The following is an 18,561-nucleotide window of genomic DNA, read 5'->3' as shown; positions in this document are numbered from 1 at the left end:
ACCCGTCCGCCGCTAACCAATGGGAGCAAGCTCCCAAAGATTCGCTCGACTTGCATGTATTAGGCACGCCGCCAGCGTTCGTCCTGAGCCAGGATCAAACTCTCCAAGAAAGTTGATTAGCTCATTTGTTACGTTGGCTTAGTTTCATATATATTGAAACTAAAAAATATTGTTTGTTGACGTTTTTGTTTGTTTAGTTTTCAAAGAACAATTACTCAATCGCTCAAAAGCGACTTAATCATCTTACCAAGTTATTAACTTAAAGTCAATAACTTTTTTAATTTCTTTTTTCTTTAAGTTACTGTCTCGCAGCAACAGATATTAATATACCACCAATAATGATAGTGTGCAATAGCTTTTTATGCTTTTTTTACGGATTAGTCAAAGTAAAAATATTCTAACTCCTCGATGATAGTCATAATAAAAAAAGCGCCGGAATTACCGGCACCTTTTAATAGTATCAGAATTTATATTCGGCTTTTAGAATTTCTAACTCCAAGGCCCTTGCGCTTTTCTTAATTAACGATGACGCATTAATGGGAATAACAACACGTCCCGAATGGATGGTGAATTAGTTAGCAGCATAACTAGACGGTCAATGCCGATTCCTAACCCGCCTGTTGGTGGCATACCATATTCTAATGCTTCAACGAAGTCCTCATCCATCATATGGGCTTCATCATTTCCTTGCTCGCGTTCTTTCAGCTGAGCTTCAAAACGCTCTCTTTGATCAATTGGATCATTTAGCTCTGTAAAGGCATTTGCATGCTCACGTGCAACAATAAATAACTCAAAGCGATCGGTGAAACGTGGATCCTCCGCATTTTTCTTAGCAAGTGGTGAAATTTCTACTGGATGCCCATAAATAAAGGTCGGTTGAATAAGTTTTTCCTCTACCTTTTGTTCAAAGAACTCATTAACAATATGGCCATAAAGCATATGATCATTTATTTCTACCCCATGTTCTTTTGCAAGCATGCGGGCTTCTTCAATATTCATCTCTTTCCAGAAGTCAACACCGGTATATTCCTTAATAGCATCAACCATATGGAGTCTTTTCCATTCCGGTTTAAGGTCTACTTCATACTCACCATATTGAATGGTTGTGGTTCCCACTACTTCTTCCGCGATGTGGGCAACTAAGTTTTCAGTAAGGCTCATGATATCACGATAATCTGCATATGCTTCGTATAGTTCAATCATTGTAAACTCAGGATTATGACGAGTAGATACACCCTCATTCCTAAATACACGGCCAATTTCATATACCTTTTCAAGACCACCCACAATCAATCGTTTCAAATGGAGCTCGATGGCGATCCGCATAAATAATGGCATATCCAACGCATTATGATGTGTAATAAATGGACGTGCTGATGCACCCCCAGCAATGGAATGCATCATTGGCGTTTCCACTTCTAAATAACCGTGATTATCTAAGTAACGGCGCATCGATTGAATAATGCGGCTTCTAGCTATAAAGGTTTCCTTACTCTCCTGACTCATGATTAAATCTAAATAACGTTGACGGTAGCGCTGTTCAACATCCTTTAAGCCGTGAAATTTATCGGGCAGCGGGCGAAGAGCTTTTGTTAGAAATACAAAGTTTGCTACTTTTATCGAGAACTCACCCGTTTTTGTTTTAAATAATGTTCCCTCAATCCCAACAATGTCACCTAGATCTGCAGAATTAAAAATATTATATTGCTCATCCCCTATGGCATCTTTTCTCACGTAGACTTGAATTTGTCCTGATAAGTCTTGGATATGGGCAAAACCAGCTTTTCCCTTTCCACGCTTGGTCATAATGCGGCCCGCAATTGAGACAGCAATATTTTTTTCCTCTAATTCTTCATTTTCCAATTCACCATACTGTTCGAATAATTCCTTTGAAGAATGAGTGCGATTGAATCTTGTACCAAAAGGATCTAATCCATTTTCACGCATGCTGTTCATTTTTTCACGCCTGACCAACAATTGATCATTTAATTCTTCCTGACTCATGACTAATTCAACTCCATTGCTCTTGTTTTTATGTAAATACTCACCGATTTTTTTACATACTTTATTATTTTACACAAACTTGACAGTTCAGACATCAAAAAAGTATTTATATAGAATAAAAACTGCCAGTTATTCTACTGGCAGCACTTAATAACAACGTAATTATAGAAAATGAACCTGGGAAAGTCAAACTAGCCAACAATTGCTTCGTTTTGTTCCATTTCCTCAGCCTCTACAGCCAATCCAGTTAACAATGTAACGAGATCTTCTCTCGTCTGACATTCATTAATTGCATTTCGGACCCGTCCATTGCCGCGAACACCTTTTAAATACCATGCCGCATGCTTACGCATCTCACGGACGGCGATGTACTCACTTTTCAAAGCAATCAAACGATCAAGATGAAGGATACAAACATCCATTTTTTCACGAACAGACGGCTCTGCCATTAACTTCCCGGTTTCTAAATATTGCACCGTACGGTATATCATCCACGGGTTCCCTAAAGCAGCTCTGCCAATCATAACCCCATCAACACCTGTTTCATCCAGCATTCTCTTCGCATCCTGCGGTGTCTGTACATCCCCGTTACCAATCAAAGGAATGGTAATGGACTGCTTCACTTCACGAATAATATCCCAATCAGCCTTTCCTTCATACATTTGCACACGGGTACGGCCATGTAGAGCAACTGCTTTTCCGCCCGCACGTTCAACAGCCTGGGCATTTTTTATAGCAAAAATATGGTCTTCATCCCAGCCCATCCGCATTTTGACCGTTACAGGCTTTTCAACCTCCGCAACAACCGCTGAGACCATTTCGTAGATTTTATTTGGATCTAGCAGCCATTTGGCTCCAGCATCACATTTGGTGATTTTCGGTACCGGGCAGCCCATATTGATATCAATGATATCGGCATTGGTATTTTGATCGACAAATTTAGCCGCTTCCACCAATGTTTCTTTTTCACCGCCAAAAATTTGCAAACTTAACGGTTTTTCCTGTTCATCGATATAGAGCATATTCATTGTTTTTTCATTTTTAAGAACAATACCTTTATCACTGACCATTTCAGCACAAACTAGACCTGCGCCAAACTCTTTTACCGTAAGGCGAAATGCAGAGTTACAGACTCCTGCCATCGGTGCCAGGACAACTGGATTCTTTATTTCGATATTACCAATTTTCAACATCCAACTATCTTCCTCCTAATCCAGCACCCGGGTAATCCATCGGGACCTGCACTTTTTAGTGCCCACTCTAGGCCATTCGCCGCTGACCTGGGCACTTGCACGTTTCTTTATTCTTTTGGCTTTAAATCTTCTATACTTATTCTCAAGGAGTGCGCGATTCTCTCAAGTAAATCGCCTGCCGGCAGACGATTCCCTCTTTCAATCTCTCCCAAAATTGATACCGATACACCTAATTCCCTCGAAAAGCCTTCCTGTGTATATCCCTTTAGCTTTCGATAGGCTCGAATACGTCTTCCCCATTTTTCCGCTTCCATATTCGGACTCCTTCTTTATCATGTAGTTCATTCAACAATATGTTAAGAGGTTTATCCACCCCTGGGATACTCTGATAGGGGTTTATTTCTGCTAGCGGTACCATGACAAACGACCGCTCTACCATTCTTGGATGTGGAACGGTAAGCTTCTCCGTTTCAATATTCTCTTGGTTAAAGGTAAGAATGTCAAGGTCTATTGTCCTTGGACCCCACCTTATTTCCCTCTTTCTTCCAAGCTCCAATTCTGTCTTAAGGCAAAATTCTAGCAACTCCAGGGCACTTAAGTCCGTCATAATCTCAATTACCATATTTAAAAATAAATCCTGATCTTCATAACCGACAGGATCTGTTTCGTAAACAGAGGAATAATTTGCTAGTTTAATTTCAGAATGATTTGTTAAACAGTTAATCGCACTCGTTATATTATCATAACGGTTTCCGATATTTGAACCAAGGGCAATAAATGCTCTATTTTCCACTTTTATCTACTCCTTGTGATTTCTACTGCCACAGACTGGTAATGACCTGGAATTGGCGGATCCGGCTTTATCACCTTAACGGTAACATCGTATATAAGGGAAAATCGCTTTAAAAGAGTTGCAGCCATATTCTCAGCAACAGCCTCCACTAATTTATAGGGCTTGCCTTCCATAATCTCTTTGCAAACTTCATATAGTTCACCGTAATTAACAGAGTATTCGAGTTCATCCGTTTCTCCTGCCTTTTTCAAATCAACAGAAACGGCTAAATCAACAGCAAATCTTTGGCCAAGTTTAGTTTCCTCCGGGAAAACACCATGATAGCCATAAAACTCCATCCGATTAACATAGATTTTATCCAATCCTGACACCCTTTCCCATCATCGCATCCATCATTTTCGCCATTCGGCTTATTTCCTTCACATCATGAACCCTGACAAGCTGACATCCCTTTTGAATACCATAGCATACCGTTGCACCTGTACCTTCCAGTCTTTCATGGACAGGGAGATCTAACGCTTCGCCAATCATCCTTTTCCGGGAGGTTGCTAAAAGTACAGGATAGCCAAGCATGACGAGCTTATCTAAGTTTTGCATCATCAACAGGTTTTCTTGATAGTCCTTTGCAAAGCCAATCCCAGGATCAAGGATAATTTTCTCATCCTTCACACCTGTATTTTTCACCATTGTGATGCTTTCGTAAAGGTCATTGATTACATCTCGCATGAAAACCTGATAATTTCGGTCACGTCGGTTATGCATTAAGATAATTGGCACACTATATTCAGCCGCCACTTTTCCCATTTGCTCGTCTGCCTTTGCACCCCATACATCATTGATGATATGGGCACCTGCCTCAATAGCCTGCTTTGCCACCTCTGCTTTATACGTATCAATCGATATAGGAATCTGCACATGTTCAGAAATGGCTTTTATCACGGGGATTACCCGTTCTAGCTCTTCCTCCAAAGAAACTGCCGCAAAGCCCGGGCGTGTGGATTCACCGCCAACATCAATGATATCCGCTCCATTCGCTTCCATTTCCTTCGCGTGTTCAATGGCACGTTCGATTCCATTAAATTTACCTCCGTCCGAAAAGGAATCCGGGGTGGCATTTAATATTCCCATAACCATGGTTTTTTTCGAATAGTCCAAGGTATATGGGCCGCACTGAATTTGTTCTTGAGCTGTTATCATTCCATATCTCCCTACACTCATTTTTTCACTTCTTTTATCATACAGGAAAAATGGAATGGTTTACAAAAAAATAAGGTATCGGCTTTCGCCAACACCCCTATGTTTCTTATTCAACATCATATTGGTATAGTGCAGTACTTAGATACCGTTCTCCGTTATCTGGAATAATCGCGAGCACCTTTTTACCTTTTCCTAACTCACTCGCCACCTTTAAGGCTGCGGAAATGGCTGCTCCTGAAGAAATCCCGCCAAGAATACCCTCTTCCCTTGCCGCACGGCGAGATGCCTCAAATGCCTCTTCTGTCGTAATTTGAATCACTTCATCATAAATACTTGTATCTAATGTACCCGGAATAAATCCTGCACCAAGTCCTTGCAGCTTATGTGGACCAGGTTTGCCGCCTGAAAGGATCGCTGAATCCTTTGGCTCTACTGCATAAATCTTCACTTCCGGGAACTTTTCACGTAAGAGACTACCAGCACCGGAAATGGTTCCGCCAGTTCCAATCCCTGAAACAAATGCATCAAGCGTATCCATTTGCTCCGCAATTTCCCTGCCTGTCGTTCTCCTATGAACCTCTGGATTGGCCTCGTTTTCAAATTGCTGCGGCAAATAATATCCATGCTCTTTCACAAGCTCTTCTGCCTTTGCAATTGCACCTTTCATCCCCTCAGGACCTGGTGTTAGCACAAGCTCTGCTCCATATGCTTTAAGCAGGTTTCTTCTTTCCAAACTCATCGTCTCAGGCATAACAAAGACTGCTTTATACCCCTTCGCTGCGGCAATCATCGCGAGTCCAATTCCTGTATTACCGCTTGTCGGCTCAATAATCGTATCGACACCTGGCTTAATTAGTCCCTTTTCCTCCGCTGCTTCGATCATCGCTAAGGCAATCCGATCCTTTACGCTGCTGCCAGGATTAAAATATTCAAGCTTCAAATAGACATCTGCACTATTTTCATCAACTAATCTGTTTAACTTCACAATCGGTGTTTGGCCGACTAATTCGGAAACTGAATTTGCTACACGAACCATAATGGCACCCCTATTCCGAGTATTTTTATTGGATATATAGAATTTACCAGTTTTATACTGGTTTTGTCAACCGTTTTACACGGGGTTTTTCAAAATTTTTCGTAAATTAAAACACAGGTATGATCCTGTGTTTTAATTTGACTATTTATCACTGCCGTAAAACCATTCCACCTTTGCCTCATCCCAAAAGGGTGCTGCTGTAGCCGGCGATTTCATCTGCTCTAGGGCAATTTGCCTGCGAATTTGTTCTTTCACATCATTATACGTATATTTTTTTCCCTTCAATTTTCCTTCAAGCCTTACAAGTGCATACCCTTCCTTAACCTTCAGCGGTTTACTGTACGCACCTTTCTTTAGCTTTTTAGCCGTTTCTATATAGGAACGCGGATACCGCTCATCATCACCGCTAATATAACCGATATCGCCGCCTTCATTTGCGGAAAACTCCTCAATGGACCGTTCCATTGCTAATGCGGAAAAGCTTGACCCATTTGCCAGTTCTTTTGCGGCCTTTACAGCTTCCTTCTTTGTTTTCACGATTATTTGTGATAAATGATAGGCATCCGGAACATTAAATAGGGTTTTATTTTTATCATAATAGCCTTTTAATTCTTTCTCCGAAACCTTTACGTCCTTTGTTAACAGTTCTTCTAAAAGGAGCGTGTTTCGAATTTGTTCTTTCCACTTCTTTTCATTTTGAATGTTTTTAGACCCGAAAGAATTATTAGTGGACTGCAGCATGCTAAATTCCCGCTCAACATCTTGATCAGATACTTTTATTTTGTAAGTCGCCGCCATTTCCACCACGACCTTATGATCAATCATTTCCTTTAAAACGTCTTTTCCATATCTCGCTTCCAGTTCATTCAGCCATTCTTGTCTTGAAATTGATTTTTTCCCCACGGTTGCCACTGTCTCATCATTACTTGCCGCACCGCCGACCTCATTTGCCCTGGTGAGGAAAAAGGCCACCGTTAAGCAATTAAGCATAATGAGGCCTGCAATAACCATCCAAAGCTGCTTCTTTCCCAAGCTTTTCCCCTCACGATAACAGTTATTTAGCTTCTTTTTTAAGTTCCTCTAGTTCTTCCTTAGTAAATAGATATTTTTCATTGCAAAAATGGCAGTGGGCCTCGGCCTGTCCATCTTCTTCAATCATAGCATTAATTTCAGCTGCACCTAGCCCTACAATGGCATTTGCAAAACGCTCTTTAGAGCAATTGCATTGGAAACTTACCTCCATTGTTTCTAACACCTTTACTTGTTCTTTTCCAAATAATTCTTCTAAAATCTGCTCAGGTGTCAAACCTCGTTCAATTAAAACAGAAATCGGCTCAATTGTTTTTAACCGTTCTTCGAGTTTTTCAATAATTGACTCTGGCGTCCCTGGCATTAATTGAAAAATAAACCCGCCTGCAGCCAAAATGGAGTCATCCGGGTTAACCAAAACACCAACTCCAACCGAAGAAGGTACCTGCTCAGATGTTGCGAAATAATAGGTAAAGTCCTCACCTAATTCACCGGATACAAGTGGAACCTGGCCGGAAAAAAAGTCACGCAACCCGATGTCCTTCACAACTGCAAGCATCCCGTCTGTACCGACCGCGCGGCGGACATCAAGCTTACCATTCTCTGTCGATTCAAAGTCAACCTCAGGATTGGTCACATACCCTCGAACCTCACCTTTGGCATTACTATCAACCACAATGGGACCAATCGGGCCTCCTCCATTAATTTTTATCGTCAGTTTATCTTCACCTTTAAGCATCGCGCCCATCATGAGCCCTGCGGTCATCGTGCGGCCAAGCGCTGCCGATGCAGTCCGCCATGTTTGGTGACGCCGCTGCGCCTCACTAACCGTCTCAGTCGTGCGAACGGCATATGCGCGTACATTTCCATCATAGGCAAGTGCCTTAACTAAATAATCCTTCATTGTAAAACTCCCTTCTTGCTGTTTCAAATCGTCTAGCTGCAGCGCCTAGAGGCCGCTTTTCTAATTATGTTATCCCATATTTCGCTTATAGATAAGCTGCAGACCTTTTAATGTTAAATATGGATCAACTACATCGATTACGGTTGATTCCTTAGCAATTAATGGGGCAAGGCCGCCTGTCGCAATCACGGTTGGTTTCTTCCCGCTTTGCTCCGTCATCCGTTTGACAATGCCCTCCACTTGTCCCACATATCCGTAGACAATGCCCGCTTGCATCGCAGCAACAGTATTTTTACCGATGACCCCTTCTGGGCGGGCAATTTCTATTCGCGGTAATTTCGCCGCCCGTGAATAAAGTGCCTCTGTGGAGATCCCAACCCCCGGAGCAATTGCCCCCCCCATATATTGGCGTTCCTCATTCACATAACAATAAGTAGTTGCTGTTCCAAAATCAACAATAATCAGAGGACTTCCGTACTCATGGATGGCCGCAACAGCATTAACAATTCGGTCAGCCCCCACTTCTCTGGGATTTTCATATTTAATATTGAGTCCTGTTTTTATCCCTGGTCCAACAACAAGCGGCTTAAGATGAAAGTATTTTTGACACATTCTCTCCAAAGCAAACATGATGGGCGGAACAACTGAGGAAATGATAATTCCATCAATATCTGAAAAGGACAATCCTGAATGATCAAATAATGCTTTGATATTCATCCCAAATTCATCTTCTGTACGATTCCGATTTGTTTCAATCCGCCAATGATACTTAAGTTCATCCTCCTGATAAACACCTAAGACAACATTTGTATTCCCTACATCAAATACGAAAATCAAATCTATCACTCGCTTTATCAATTTTTCTTTTTTTACTTCCCAACATCATACCATAAATAGTATTTGTGTAAAAAAAAAAGAGCGCTTCATAGGAAGCGCCCTAGTTAAATTATTTGTAATCAATCTCATCCGAAGGTTTATCTAAAAAGGATTCTTCCTTTTTCTCGCCTTCATCCTTCTTGGTATTGATGTTTACCTTCACATCATCTGATTTTTTCGGTCCGATCTTCACAGCATCTAAGTGAACCGCTGGATCCGGCATATGACCATGCTCAACCAAATATTTGATTTGTTCCGCAACGAGCGTTTCAACCTCAAGAAGTGTAGTCGCAATTAAATTTAACTTATCGCGATTTTCAGTAAGGATTTTTCTAGCTCTCTCGTAACATTCTTTAATAATGGTTTGAATTTCCAAGTCAATTTCATAGGCAATTGCATCAGAGTAATTTTGCTCATTATGAAGGTCACGGCCTAAGAAAACTTGACCGCCTTGCGGTTGACCGAACTGTAACGGTCCAAGCTTATCACTCATCCCGTATTCTGTTACCATTTTACGAGCAATGCCTGTAGCACGTTGGAAGTCGTTATGTGCACCCGTACTTACTTCGCCAAATACGATTTCCTCGGCGACACGGCCGCCTAACAAGCCAACAATTTTATCAAGCAATTCCGGCTTTGTCATAAAGTAACGGTCTTCCCTAGGAAGCATGACCGCATAACCACCAGCTTGACCACGTGGAACGATGGTAACTTTATGAACCATATCAGCTTCATCAAGTACTAAGCCAATCACCGTATGGCCACCCTCGTGGAAAGCAACAATTCTGCGTTCCTTCTCGGAAATAACTCTGCTCTTCTTGGCAGGACCGGCAATAACACGGTCTGTCGCTTCATCAATATCTTCCATATCGATTTTCTTCTTACTGCTTCTCGCCGCTACCAGCGCCGCTTCATTCAATAAGTTTTCTAAATCCGCACCAGAAAAACCAGGTGTACGCATCGCTATGTTTTTCAAGTTTACTGACTCATCTAATGGTTTATTGCGTGCATGAACTTTTAGTACAGCCTCACGTCCAACTACATCTGGGCGGTCAACGGTAATTTGACGATCAAAACGTCCCGGACGTAATAATGCAGGATCAAGAATATCAGCACGGTTTGTTGCCGCAATGATAATAATTCCCTCATTTGCACCAAAGCCATCCATTTCAACGAGCAATTGATTCAAGGTTTGCTCACGCTCATCGTGTCCACCGCCTAAACCGGCACCACGCTGGCGTCCAACCGCATCAATTTCATCGATAAAAATGATACAAGGAGCATTTTTCTTAGCATTTTCAAATAAGTCACGAACACGGGAGGCACCGACCCCGACAAACATTTCAACAAAATCCGAACCACTAATGGAGAAGAACGGTACGCCTGCTTCACCGGCAGTTGCTCGCGCTAACAATGTTTTACCGGTTCCTGGAGGTCCTACAAGCAAAACACCTTTGGGAATACGGGCCCCAAGTTCAGCAAATTTACGCGGATCTTTTAAAAACTCAACAACCTCAACTAATTCAGCCTTTTCCTCATCAGCACCCGCTACATCTCTAAAACGAACCTTTTTCTTATCATCATTATAAAGCTTCGCCTTCGATTTACCAAAGTTCATGACACGGCTGCCGCCGCCTTGCGCTTGGTTTAATAAGAAGAAAAATAAGATAAAGATGATCACAAACGGAATGATCGAAGTAAAGAAGGTTACCCAGCCACTAGTTTCTTTTGCTGGCATTACCTCCACTTTTGTATCTGCTGCCTTATCAATACGATCAAGAATCTTTTCGCTGTTTGGAACATAGGTGATGAACTTTTTATCCTTTGCTTCTAGCTCACCGCGAACCTCAAAGACTCCTCGTTCAGGCTGCATTGAAAACTTTTTGACCTCACCTTTTTCTAATTGGGTCACAAACGTATCATATGAAATATGATCTGTAGGCTCATTGCTTCCATTAAAGAAACTAACCACGCCAATAATGACTAAAAATATCAATAAATAAAAGATGGTATTACGGAAAATCCGATTCATCTCTTACCTCCTCCCGCGGGTAAAAACTATAATAAATAGTATCATAGAAAAACTTACTAATTCAAGGAATAGCTCTCATTAGCAAGGGGTAAAAAACCAAAATGAAGGCCTTCTTAGGCAGGAATATAATTATAGATTATTGCTATAAACTTCCGGTTTTAGCACACCAATATATGGAAGGTTGCGATATTTTTCAATATAATCCAACCCATAACCGACAACAAATTCATCTGGAACAATAAATCCTACATAATCTGCCTTGATCGCACTTTTTCTGCCGGTTGGCTTATCAAGTAAAGTGACGATCTTAATTGATTTTGCTTTACGATAACGGAATAAATCCACTAAGTAACTAAGAGTTAAACCACTATCAATAATGTCTTCAATTATTAATATGTCCCTTCCTTCAACAGAAGTATCTAAATCCTTTAAAATTTTCACCTCTCCAGAAGAAACTAAACCTGTTCCATAGCTAGAAACATCCATAAAGTCCATTTCAAGATAACAATCCATCCGTTTTAATAAATCAGCCATAAAAGGCATTGCTCCTTTTAAAACCCCAATAGCAAGCGGAAAGCGATCTTTATACTCTTCTGTTAACCCTGCCGCTAACACCTTTATTTTCTCTTGAATTTCCTCTTCTGAAACTAACACCTTTTCAATATCCTGATTCATCATAAATTGTGCCTCCTAGAAGATCATTACTAATTACTAATGATATGTGAGTTGTATATATTGTTTTGCTGCGTAATCTATACCTTCTATCGAAGATTTTTTTAAATTTGGAAGCCAAATAATAAAACCTTCTTTATCCGTAACCACAGGCCAACTATCTCGATCCTGTACCCGAACCTTTTGATCAATAAAAATAGTCTTTAACTTTTTCGTCCCTTGTATTCCCTTTACTGTCATTCGATCGCCTTTTTCCCTCGTACGGATAAAAATGGGCCACTTAATAAGATCTGCATTAAAAAGGGCTATATTCTCCTTTGCGGCTGGTATTTCCCCTTCTATATAGTCTATTCTAATACTTCGACCATTTGGCAGTTTAATCATCCCAGGCTCATGTAGTTCATAAGCATATGGTTCTGCTGTCACTTGCTGAAATTGGAAAGATAACTGTAAATAAGAGCGAATGACCTTCATTCCATTTGGTAAATCCAGTTTTACTGATGGTTCATGATGGTGTATTAAGAAAAATACTTGATCGATATGTATAGCAGAAAGAGAAGCAGGCTTTTCTTTGTAAAGATAGTTTAATATTAGTTGAATCCCTCTCCTTTGTAAAGGTAAAGGCATTTCAAGAAACCCTTGTATGTCAATAGTAATATGGTCCTCTTCCTTTTTTGCCAGAACTGAATTCAGCCGTTTGACCGTTAATTCCTGTAAAAATGCTTCATCACTCTGCAGTTCTTCACTGAATCGCTGAAATTGCTCATGGGCATGACTGTTTTCTCCTTTTAAAAAAGGCAGAACTTGTTTACGAAAACGATTCCTACTATAAACGCCTTTCTCATTACTCGGGTCTATCCTCGGTGTCAGCTGGTGTTGTTTACAATAATCTTGGAGCTCAACCTTTGTTACACATAAGAAAGGGCGGAAAATAGTACCATGATGAAAGGGTCGGGAAAACGGAATTCCGGCTCTTGCCTTCCCAGTGCTGCCCCTCGTTAGCCGCATAAGTATGGTCTCCATCTGATCATCACCATGGTGACCCAACGCTAAATAGGGGTGTTCATATTTTTCCATCATTTTTAAGTAAAAATCATATCTTACTTCTCTTGCTGCAATTTGCGAACTCTTTCCCGTTGCCTTCATGATTTTTGTCACATCAATTCGCGCCATTTCAAAAGGAACCCCATGCAGTTCACAAAAGCTTTTTACAAACATGGCATCTTGGTAGGATTCCTCTCCACGAAACATATGGTCTACATGGGCGACAACAATAGACAGGTTTCCTTTTTCCTTTTCCTTCAATAAGTAATGAAGCAGTGCTAAAGAATCAGGCCCCCCTGAGACACCTACAATGACCTTTTTGTTTTCAAGTTTGAACGAGTGGCGGTTAAGGAAGGCCTCAACCTTTGATTCCAACATATGATCGCACTCTTTCTAATACAAAGTTTTAACAATAGCTTACCACTAATCATTATTAACTATCAAAACATAGGTGCTACAAACCAAGTTGAAATTTTTCCATTTTATGAATGAAACGTCATTCTAAAATGTTACTCCTTTATTTACGGACAAAGGACCAATTGGTTTCAAATATTAAGGTAAATTATTAAATGTATACCATGCATATAAAATGCCCAGGACAACGACTATAAATAAAAACTCCAGCCATCCGCTTTTTTTCTTTTTTCGTCGATAGGCACGCCTTGAAGGCGCTTGACTGCCCTGGGTAGTATTCCTTAGTGTTTGGGCTGAAGTATGCCTAGCGGCTGCAGGTGTACGCAACGGGGGAGCAGGAGCGTTTTGCTCCACTAGACTGTCAAATAAATCAGCCCGCATTTGCTTAGCACTTTTGTAATGCCCTTGCAACGCTTTTACGATTACGTTTTCAAACTTCAATAGTTCCGGCTTTTGCCTTACTGCCTCTCGGAGCTGAGAAATACCCCCAGTTGTTTTAGTCAATCGTTTTGGATAGGCAGTGTTAATCATGATCATTGCAACGGCAAATAAATCATAGGATGGCTCTGCTTTTCTAGAGCCTAACCCCCAATACCCCCGGTCATAAAACTCCGTGAATTCCTTAATTGCTCTACCTCGAATAGTCGTGCCTCCCACATCTATACATCTTATTTTCGGGGGCGGTCCGGTAACAATTAGATTCTCTGGTTTTAAATCACCAAATACCCAGCCATTTTCATGAAGCTGATCCAAATCATTAAGCAGCTGCAAAAATAACACACTTGTCCACGATTTCCCTTTCTCCTGCAAAAAGGAGAGGAAGTCAGGGCCTTGAATATATTCCATGACGTAAAAGGATACTCGGCCGCGAGGTGATAACCAATCATCAACATCAAGTAAAGAAGGCCCGAGGGCTCCGGGCCCCTGGACCTTTGCAAAGGATTTCAACACATTCACCTCAGAGGTGATGGACATACCGTTATCACTCATTTTTAAGGCTACACGAGTGTCTTTGTGTTTTGCAAGGTAGACCACCCCGTTTGCACCAAATCCTAACTCTTTTATAATGGTATAGTTTTGTGAATGCCATTTCCCAGAAATGATGGTTCCCGGACTAACCTTACATTGATTCTTCAAAGTATGATTCATCATCACGTGAAAGCAGGCTCCTTAGTGATTGTTTTTGATTGAAGGCGGTTAACGCCGTCCGTAATGCCGGGCCAGTCGGTGTAATCCCTCCTGTTGACAGTTGGGAAAATACACTCGTCAAAACTTGCAGCTTCGGTGTCCAATCCAGCAATTTTTCGACATCATTCTTTTTCCCGGGAAATACATAAACGGAAAATTGATTTTCGCCTGTTCGAGCATTCAGGCTTAGGGACAGGTCGAGAAGTGCCTCTTTTACGGTTGGCAGCTTTTGTTTCATGCTTGCGCTTGTATCGACAAGAATCAACACTTCCAATTCGACAGTTTCTCCTAATTCATCAACAACCTCCATAACCTCGCCGCGTTTATCTGGCGGCAAGTCCTCCATCGTTTGCGAGCGACCTAATATTTGTTGTAATTGGGAATTCACCACACCTTGAATGGTTTGGTTCATCGCTTTACGGGTGACCATTTGCACGGTTTGAGAAAGTGCCTCAGCATAAACAATCTGACTGACACCACCGCCTGACATCGCAATGCCATCGATTTCAGTCATTCCCTTTTCATCAATCACATCCTTTTCGATGACACCGATTACATTCACAGTTATTCCTTGTTCCTTCGCGAGTGCCGCCATGGCAATCGGATCTTCTCCTTGGTTCGAGCAACCATCGGTAATCAATAATATTTGCCGGATCTTCCCTGTATACATAACCTTCTCCCTCCACGAAACGTATTTGTACCATTTTCGACGGGAACAGGGTGATTTATACATATTTTAATCGAGGAGAGAGTAAAATAATCGATTAGACTTAGGCTTGTTTTTTATAAACGGGAATCGATGCCCATTTCGGTGTATTATGTTTGATTCTTGCCACCGTCACCGTCATATCATCTTCTATTAATCCCGATCTTGACCTGATTACATCCTCCATAATTAAATCAGCTACCGCTTGCGGATCATCTGTCTCCAATTCCTGTACTTTTCGTTTCATCCATAGATCATAATTTTCTACATGTTTCGGACCCTCGAATACCCCGTCGCTCATCATGATTAATAAATCACCTGCTTTTAATTGTTCGCTAACGACATCAACCTCAAATTCCTGTAGGATCCCTATTGGCAAATTGCTCGCTTGGATTTTAATAACTTTATTTCCCCTTTTGATAAAACTAGGTGTGGAGCCAATCTTCAAAAATTTCGCTGAAGCATTTTTCAAATCGATCATTGCCAAATCTAACGTAGAAAAAACCTCGTCGGTTGTCCGCAATGATAGAATCGAATTAATCGATTTAATTGCTGTCTTTTCTTCAATCCCGGATTGGAGGATTTTTTGCAAAAGCTGCAGGGTTTCATTACTTTCATAATGAGCTCTCTCCCCGTTGCCCATGCCATCACTAATGGCAATGGCATACTTTCCAAGCCCCAGCTCAATGGTGGAATAACTATCACCTGATATTAACCCGCCATCCTTAGCGGCATGGGCTACCCCTGTTTCCACTGTAAAGGCCTTCGACGATCTAAAGGTGACATGACAGAAGCCGCTAGGGTTTGTCGCACACTCCTCCTTGTTTACGATAATCGTTTCACCAAGAATATCGGACAACATCGGTGCAATCAGTTTTTCACACTCTCCATGGCCATTACAAAATGGGACTGCCATTTCAATATCAATATTCCCTTGTTCAAGACTGTAGATCTCAACCTGTTCGATATGGATCCCAAACTCTTGAATCGCCTCCATGATTTGTTCTTCTTGCTTATGATGATTTTCCCTTTCCCGTTGAATTTCCTTTGCGAAGTTTTCCATTACTTCAGAAACACCAAGTAATTGGTCAGCCACCAGTTTGCGGCTTTCCCGTACTTGTTTTTTTAATTTTAAATTGGCCTGAAAAAAGGTTAATTCTTGGCCGATGGTTTCATAGACCTTCTTGGAACGGGAGCAATGCTTTTCCCATTCCCTTGACAGCCTCGGAGAAACATTCCCCGCGTTTTGATCCATTTCGTGAATAATTTCCTCCATATAAGCATAGGTTGTATTAAAATTCTTTGCCCAGCATTGTTCTTTTTTAAAGCATGTCTGGCATGTCTTTTCCGTGACATTGCTCATGAAGAAATCCATTTCTCTGTCCTGTTCATCATCCTCTGACAATATTTCCATTTGTGAGAAACTCTGTGAAAGGGCATGGAAGACACCTGAAAACTGTGAAACCCGTTGTGCAGTCACATCGCGCATTTTACGCATATACTTTTGTTGCTCTGCTGTGTATTCCGGTGTCCCAGGGATATATTTTGCTAATCTTGAAGTAAACGCTTGTGGTGTTAAGAGGAATAAAAGAACAGCGGCACTGGATTCCATAACCGTCTTTAGGATAGAACTGCCGCCCTCACCATACATTCCGATGAGCAGGGTAGCAATAAATAAGCCGATGGAGACACCTATTTTTTTCCCTTCCTTCAACAAGCCTCCTAGCACACCCGAAAAGGCTAAAAGACTCATATGATAGAAGCTTGATACACTTGCGAGACTAAATATTAAGCCCGTCACGACACCAACAGTAGAGCCAACGGTTGCGCCGGCAATAAACGAAAAGACCAAAACTAAATATCTCGACATGATATGTTCAACCGACATATCGTACACCTTCCAGCCAATTGTTCCGGATAAAATGGAGGCCAGCATGATGATCAAGCAAACGATTTCTTCCGTTTTTAACAATTGCCGGCGTTTATTCAAAGTTAACAACGGAATACTCTGTAAAAAAATAAGTGTTAAGATAAACGCAAGGCTTGCCTGCACACCCACCATCATGACATCATATAGCGTTAATTGTTTCGTTATAATGAAGGCTTCGGCAAATTTCCCTACTCCAAGAATAATGCCGACAAAAAAAGGCAGTGATCGCATTTCATTTGTCAGCCACTTTTGACTGATGCGAAATATAATCAAAAAGACAATGGTGACGCTGAAGGTGAAAGCGGCATTGGATAATGAAACCGTTGCGGCCCCCACAATCAGTCCAATCAGGGCAAGCGGTGCCCGATCTCTTTTAATTAAATAAACAGAAGCAAAGAAAGGAAGACTGAACGGGGTGAGCTTCGCCAAAATTAAGGCTCGTCCAAGCAAAAATCCCACTAATAATAAGAGATAACCCTTTTTGATAAAAAAGGATTCAAGCGCGAATTGAATTTTCCTAAAGAATCTTCCCGGATCCCATTTAGATGAATGAAGGCTGACTTCTCCGACCGGCTCTATAAAACTCACGTTTGTCTTTTCCATTAAATCACTCTCCCTATACTTTCATCGTTGCCCACTATTATAAAATTAATAGACTTAAAAGTTTGTCAAAATAGTGAACAAGATAAAATAATCGTTCGACGCAATTCAACTAAAATTACCCAAACAACATAATCATGTCGTATAAAGGAATAATACAAAAAGCGCAAGCGCCCTGGTCAGCGGCGTATGGCCTGGAGCGCTCCAACTGAGATAAAGGAAACACGAAGAGCGTCAGCGATTCGATGTTGACTTATCGTAGGGCGGAGAGCGAAGGACACTAGCCGCTAGGGTGCTGGAGCTGGATTCAGATAACTATTCCAAGTTATCCATACTAGTATGAATCTATAATTTCCTTGACAATAAAAAAGACAAGTCGCTTTTGACTTGTCTTTTACTATATCTGTAAGGTGAAAACCTGCATTATTCAATTAAACAGCAGCAAGCTACCCCCGCTTAGCTCCTCTTCCTCCACGCTTGGATTCCGTGTGCCGCTTCAGGGAAGATAAACGATCCTCACTGTCTTTTAGGAACTTTGACATCTTTGACTCGAAGGTTTCCCCTTTGTTGTTGTTACGATCGTTTGACCGGCCTTGACGAGGACGTTGCGAATGTGAATGTTGTCTTCTTTCAGGTTCGGGTCTATCCTTTGCCTTTTTAATCGATAAACCAATTTTTCCGTCCTTCTCAACATTGATGACTTTTACCTCAACCTGATCGCCAACCTTTAGGTGATCATTGATGTCCTTCACATAGTTATCAGCAACCTCACTAATGTGAACGAGTCCTGTTGAGCCATCTGGCAGCTCCACAAACGCACCGAAATTTGTAATCCCTGTTACCTTTCCTTGTAACTTGCTGCCTACTTCAATTGACATAAAAAGAACGTTCCTCCTTAAAAGTATAAAAATCAAGATTACTCTATATTATACAAAACAGAAAA

General features: G+C 41.2%; 17 protein-coding genes and 1 rRNA gene. All 18 read right to left on the bottom strand.

The annotated features are described in order from the left end of the window. Positions 1-110, bottom strand: a 16S ribosomal RNA gene (locus G6554_RS16840); the annotation flags it as partial. 409 nt (positions 111-519) lie between these two features. Continuing rightward, positions 520-2,004, bottom strand: a complete 1,485-nt coding sequence (gene lysS, locus G6554_RS16835) for a lysine--tRNA ligase (RefSeq protein WP_166243918.1) — start codon at positions 2,002-2,004, stop codon at positions 520-522. A 191-nt stretch (positions 2,005-2,195) separates the two neighbouring features. Beyond that, complete coding sequence (gene dusB / locus G6554_RS16830; protein WP_166243916.1) at positions 2,196-3,197, bottom strand: tRNA dihydrouridine synthase DusB; 1,002 nt, start codon at positions 3,195-3,197, stop codon at positions 2,196-2,198. A gap of 107 nt (positions 3,198-3,304) precedes the next feature. Further along, on the bottom strand, positions 3,305-3,511 hold the full coding sequence (locus G6554_RS16825) for a helix-turn-helix domain-containing protein (protein ID WP_166243914.1): 207 nt from the start codon (positions 3,509-3,511) through the stop codon (positions 3,305-3,307). Continuing rightward, positions 3,463-3,990, bottom strand: coding sequence for a 2-amino-4-hydroxy-6-hydroxymethyldihydropteridine diphosphokinase (gene folK / locus G6554_RS16820; RefSeq protein WP_166243912.1), 528 nt, complete (start codon positions 3,988-3,990; stop codon positions 3,463-3,465). The genes G6554_RS16825 and folK overlap by 49 nt, the downstream gene beginning before the upstream one ends. Positions 3,991-3,992: 2 nt before the next feature. Beyond that, positions 3,993-4,352 (bottom strand): dihydroneopterin aldolase, encoded by a 360-nt coding sequence (gene folB, locus G6554_RS16815; protein WP_166243910.1) that lies wholly within the window; start codon positions 4,350-4,352, stop codon positions 3,993-3,995. After that, positions 4,345-5,187: a dihydropteroate synthase gene (gene folP, locus G6554_RS16810; protein ID WP_166243908.1), complete on the bottom strand. Its 843-nt coding sequence runs from the start codon at positions 5,185-5,187 to the stop codon at positions 4,345-4,347. The genes folB and folP overlap by 8 nt, the downstream gene beginning before the upstream one ends. Before the next feature lie 106 nt (positions 5,188-5,293). After that, a complete protein-coding gene (cysK, locus tag G6554_RS16805; RefSeq protein WP_166243906.1) occupies positions 5,294-6,223 on the bottom strand; it encodes a cysteine synthase A in 930 nt (309 codons plus the stop codon). 141 nt (positions 6,224-6,364) lie between these two features. Continuing rightward, complete coding sequence (locus tag G6554_RS16800; RefSeq protein WP_166243904.1) at positions 6,365-7,255, bottom strand: peptidyl-prolyl cis-trans isomerase; 891 nt, start codon at positions 7,253-7,255, stop codon at positions 6,365-6,367. Between the two features lie 22 nt (positions 7,256-7,277). Continuing rightward, the gene (hslO, locus tag G6554_RS16795) at positions 7,278-8,156 is read right to left on the bottom strand and encodes an Hsp33 family molecular chaperone HslO (protein ID WP_166243902.1); all 879 of its coding nucleotides are present in this window, start codon (positions 8,154-8,156) and stop codon (positions 7,278-7,280) included. 69 nt (positions 8,157-8,225) lie between these two features. Then, positions 8,226-8,993, bottom strand: a complete 768-nt coding sequence (locus G6554_RS16790) for a type III pantothenate kinase (RefSeq protein WP_166243900.1) — start codon at positions 8,991-8,993, stop codon at positions 8,226-8,228. Between the two features lie 109 nt (positions 8,994-9,102). Beyond that, positions 9,103-11,064: an ATP-dependent zinc metalloprotease FtsH gene (gene ftsH, locus G6554_RS16785; RefSeq protein WP_166243898.1), complete on the bottom strand. Its 1,962-nt coding sequence runs from the start codon at positions 11,062-11,064 to the stop codon at positions 9,103-9,105. Between the two features lie 129 nt (positions 11,065-11,193). Then, entirely contained in the window at positions 11,194-11,742 is a 549-nt protein-coding gene (hpt, locus tag G6554_RS16780; protein ID WP_166243896.1) for a hypoxanthine phosphoribosyltransferase, read from the bottom strand. A 33-nt stretch (positions 11,743-11,775) separates the two neighbouring features. Continuing rightward, positions 11,776-13,158, bottom strand: a complete 1,383-nt coding sequence (gene tilS / locus G6554_RS16775) for a tRNA lysidine(34) synthetase TilS (RefSeq protein ID WP_166243894.1) — start codon at positions 13,156-13,158, stop codon at positions 11,776-11,778. A gap of 174 nt (positions 13,159-13,332) precedes the next feature. Beyond that, a complete protein-coding gene (locus G6554_RS16770) occupies positions 13,333-14,346 on the bottom strand; it encodes a protein kinase domain-containing protein (protein WP_166243927.1) in 1,014 nt (337 codons plus the stop codon). Further along, entirely contained in the window at positions 14,315-15,052 is a 738-nt protein-coding gene (locus G6554_RS16765; protein WP_166243892.1) for a vWA domain-containing protein, read from the bottom strand. Before G6554_RS16765 ends, G6554_RS16770 begins: the two co-directional genes overlap by 32 nt. A gap of 100 nt (positions 15,053-15,152) precedes the next feature. Then, a complete protein-coding gene (spoIIE, locus tag G6554_RS16760) occupies positions 15,153-17,621 on the bottom strand; it encodes a stage II sporulation protein E (RefSeq protein ID WP_166243890.1) in 2,469 nt (822 codons plus the stop codon). Between the two features lie 443 nt (positions 17,622-18,064). After that, entirely contained in the window at positions 18,065-18,496 is a 432-nt protein-coding gene (locus G6554_RS16755) for a S1 domain-containing RNA-binding protein (RefSeq protein ID WP_166243888.1), read from the bottom strand. Positions 18,497-18,561 lie beyond the last annotated feature (65 nt).

It is taken from the genome of Bacillus sp. MM2020_4 (assembly GCF_011250555.1).
Classification (GTDB): Bacteria; Bacillota; Bacilli; order Bacillales; family Cytobacillaceae; genus Neobacillus.
This window is presented reverse-complemented; position numbering and strand designations above follow the sequence as displayed.

What these genes read in the sequence shown, in the direction of transcription:
- lysS (WP_166243918.1), bottom strand. Translation starts at nt 2,004, where the DNA reads ATGAGTCAGGAAGAATTAAATGATCAATTGTTGGTCAGGCGTGAAAAA.
- dusB (WP_166243916.1), bottom strand. Translation starts at nt 3,197, where the DNA reads ATGTTGAAAATTGGTAATATCGAAATAAAGAATCCAGTTGTCCTGGCA.
- G6554_RS16825 (WP_166243914.1), bottom strand. Translation starts at nt 3,511, where the DNA reads ATGGAAGCGGAAAAATGGGGAAGACGTATTCGAGCCTATCGAAAGCTA.
- folP (WP_166243908.1), bottom strand. Translation starts at nt 5,187, where the DNA reads ATGATAACAGCTCAAGAACAAATTCAGTGCGGCCCATATACCTTGGAC.
- cysK (WP_166243906.1), bottom strand. Translation starts at nt 6,223, where the DNA reads ATGGTTCGTGTAGCAAATTCAGTTTCCGAATTAGTCGGCCAAACACCG.
- hslO (WP_166243902.1), bottom strand. Translation starts at nt 8,156, where the DNA reads ATGAAGGATTATTTAGTTAAGGCACTTGCCTATGATGGAAATGTACGC.
- ftsH (WP_166243898.1), bottom strand. Translation starts at nt 11,064, where the DNA reads ATGAATCGGATTTTCCGTAATACCATCTTTTATTTATTGATATTTTTA.
- hpt (WP_166243896.1), bottom strand. Translation starts at nt 11,742, where the DNA reads ATGATGAATCAGGATATTGAAAAGGTGTTAGTTTCAGAAGAGGAAATT.
- tilS (WP_166243894.1), bottom strand. Translation starts at nt 13,158, where the DNA reads ATGTTGGAATCAAAGGTTGAGGCCTTCCTTAACCGCCACTCGTTCAAA.
- G6554_RS16770 (WP_166243927.1), bottom strand. Translation starts at nt 14,346, where the DNA reads ATGATGAATCATACTTTGAAGAATCAATGTAAGGTTAGTCCGGGAACC.
- G6554_RS16765 (WP_166243892.1), bottom strand. Translation starts at nt 15,052, where the DNA reads ATGTATACAGGGAAGATCCGGCAAATATTATTGATTACCGATGGTTGC.
- spoIIE (WP_166243890.1), bottom strand. Translation starts at nt 17,621, where the DNA reads ATGGAAAAGACAAACGTGAGTTTTATAGAGCCGGTCGGAGAAGTCAGC.
- G6554_RS16755 (WP_166243888.1), bottom strand. Translation starts at nt 18,496, where the DNA reads ATGTCAATTGAAGTAGGCAGCAAGTTACAAGGAAAGGTAACAGGGATT.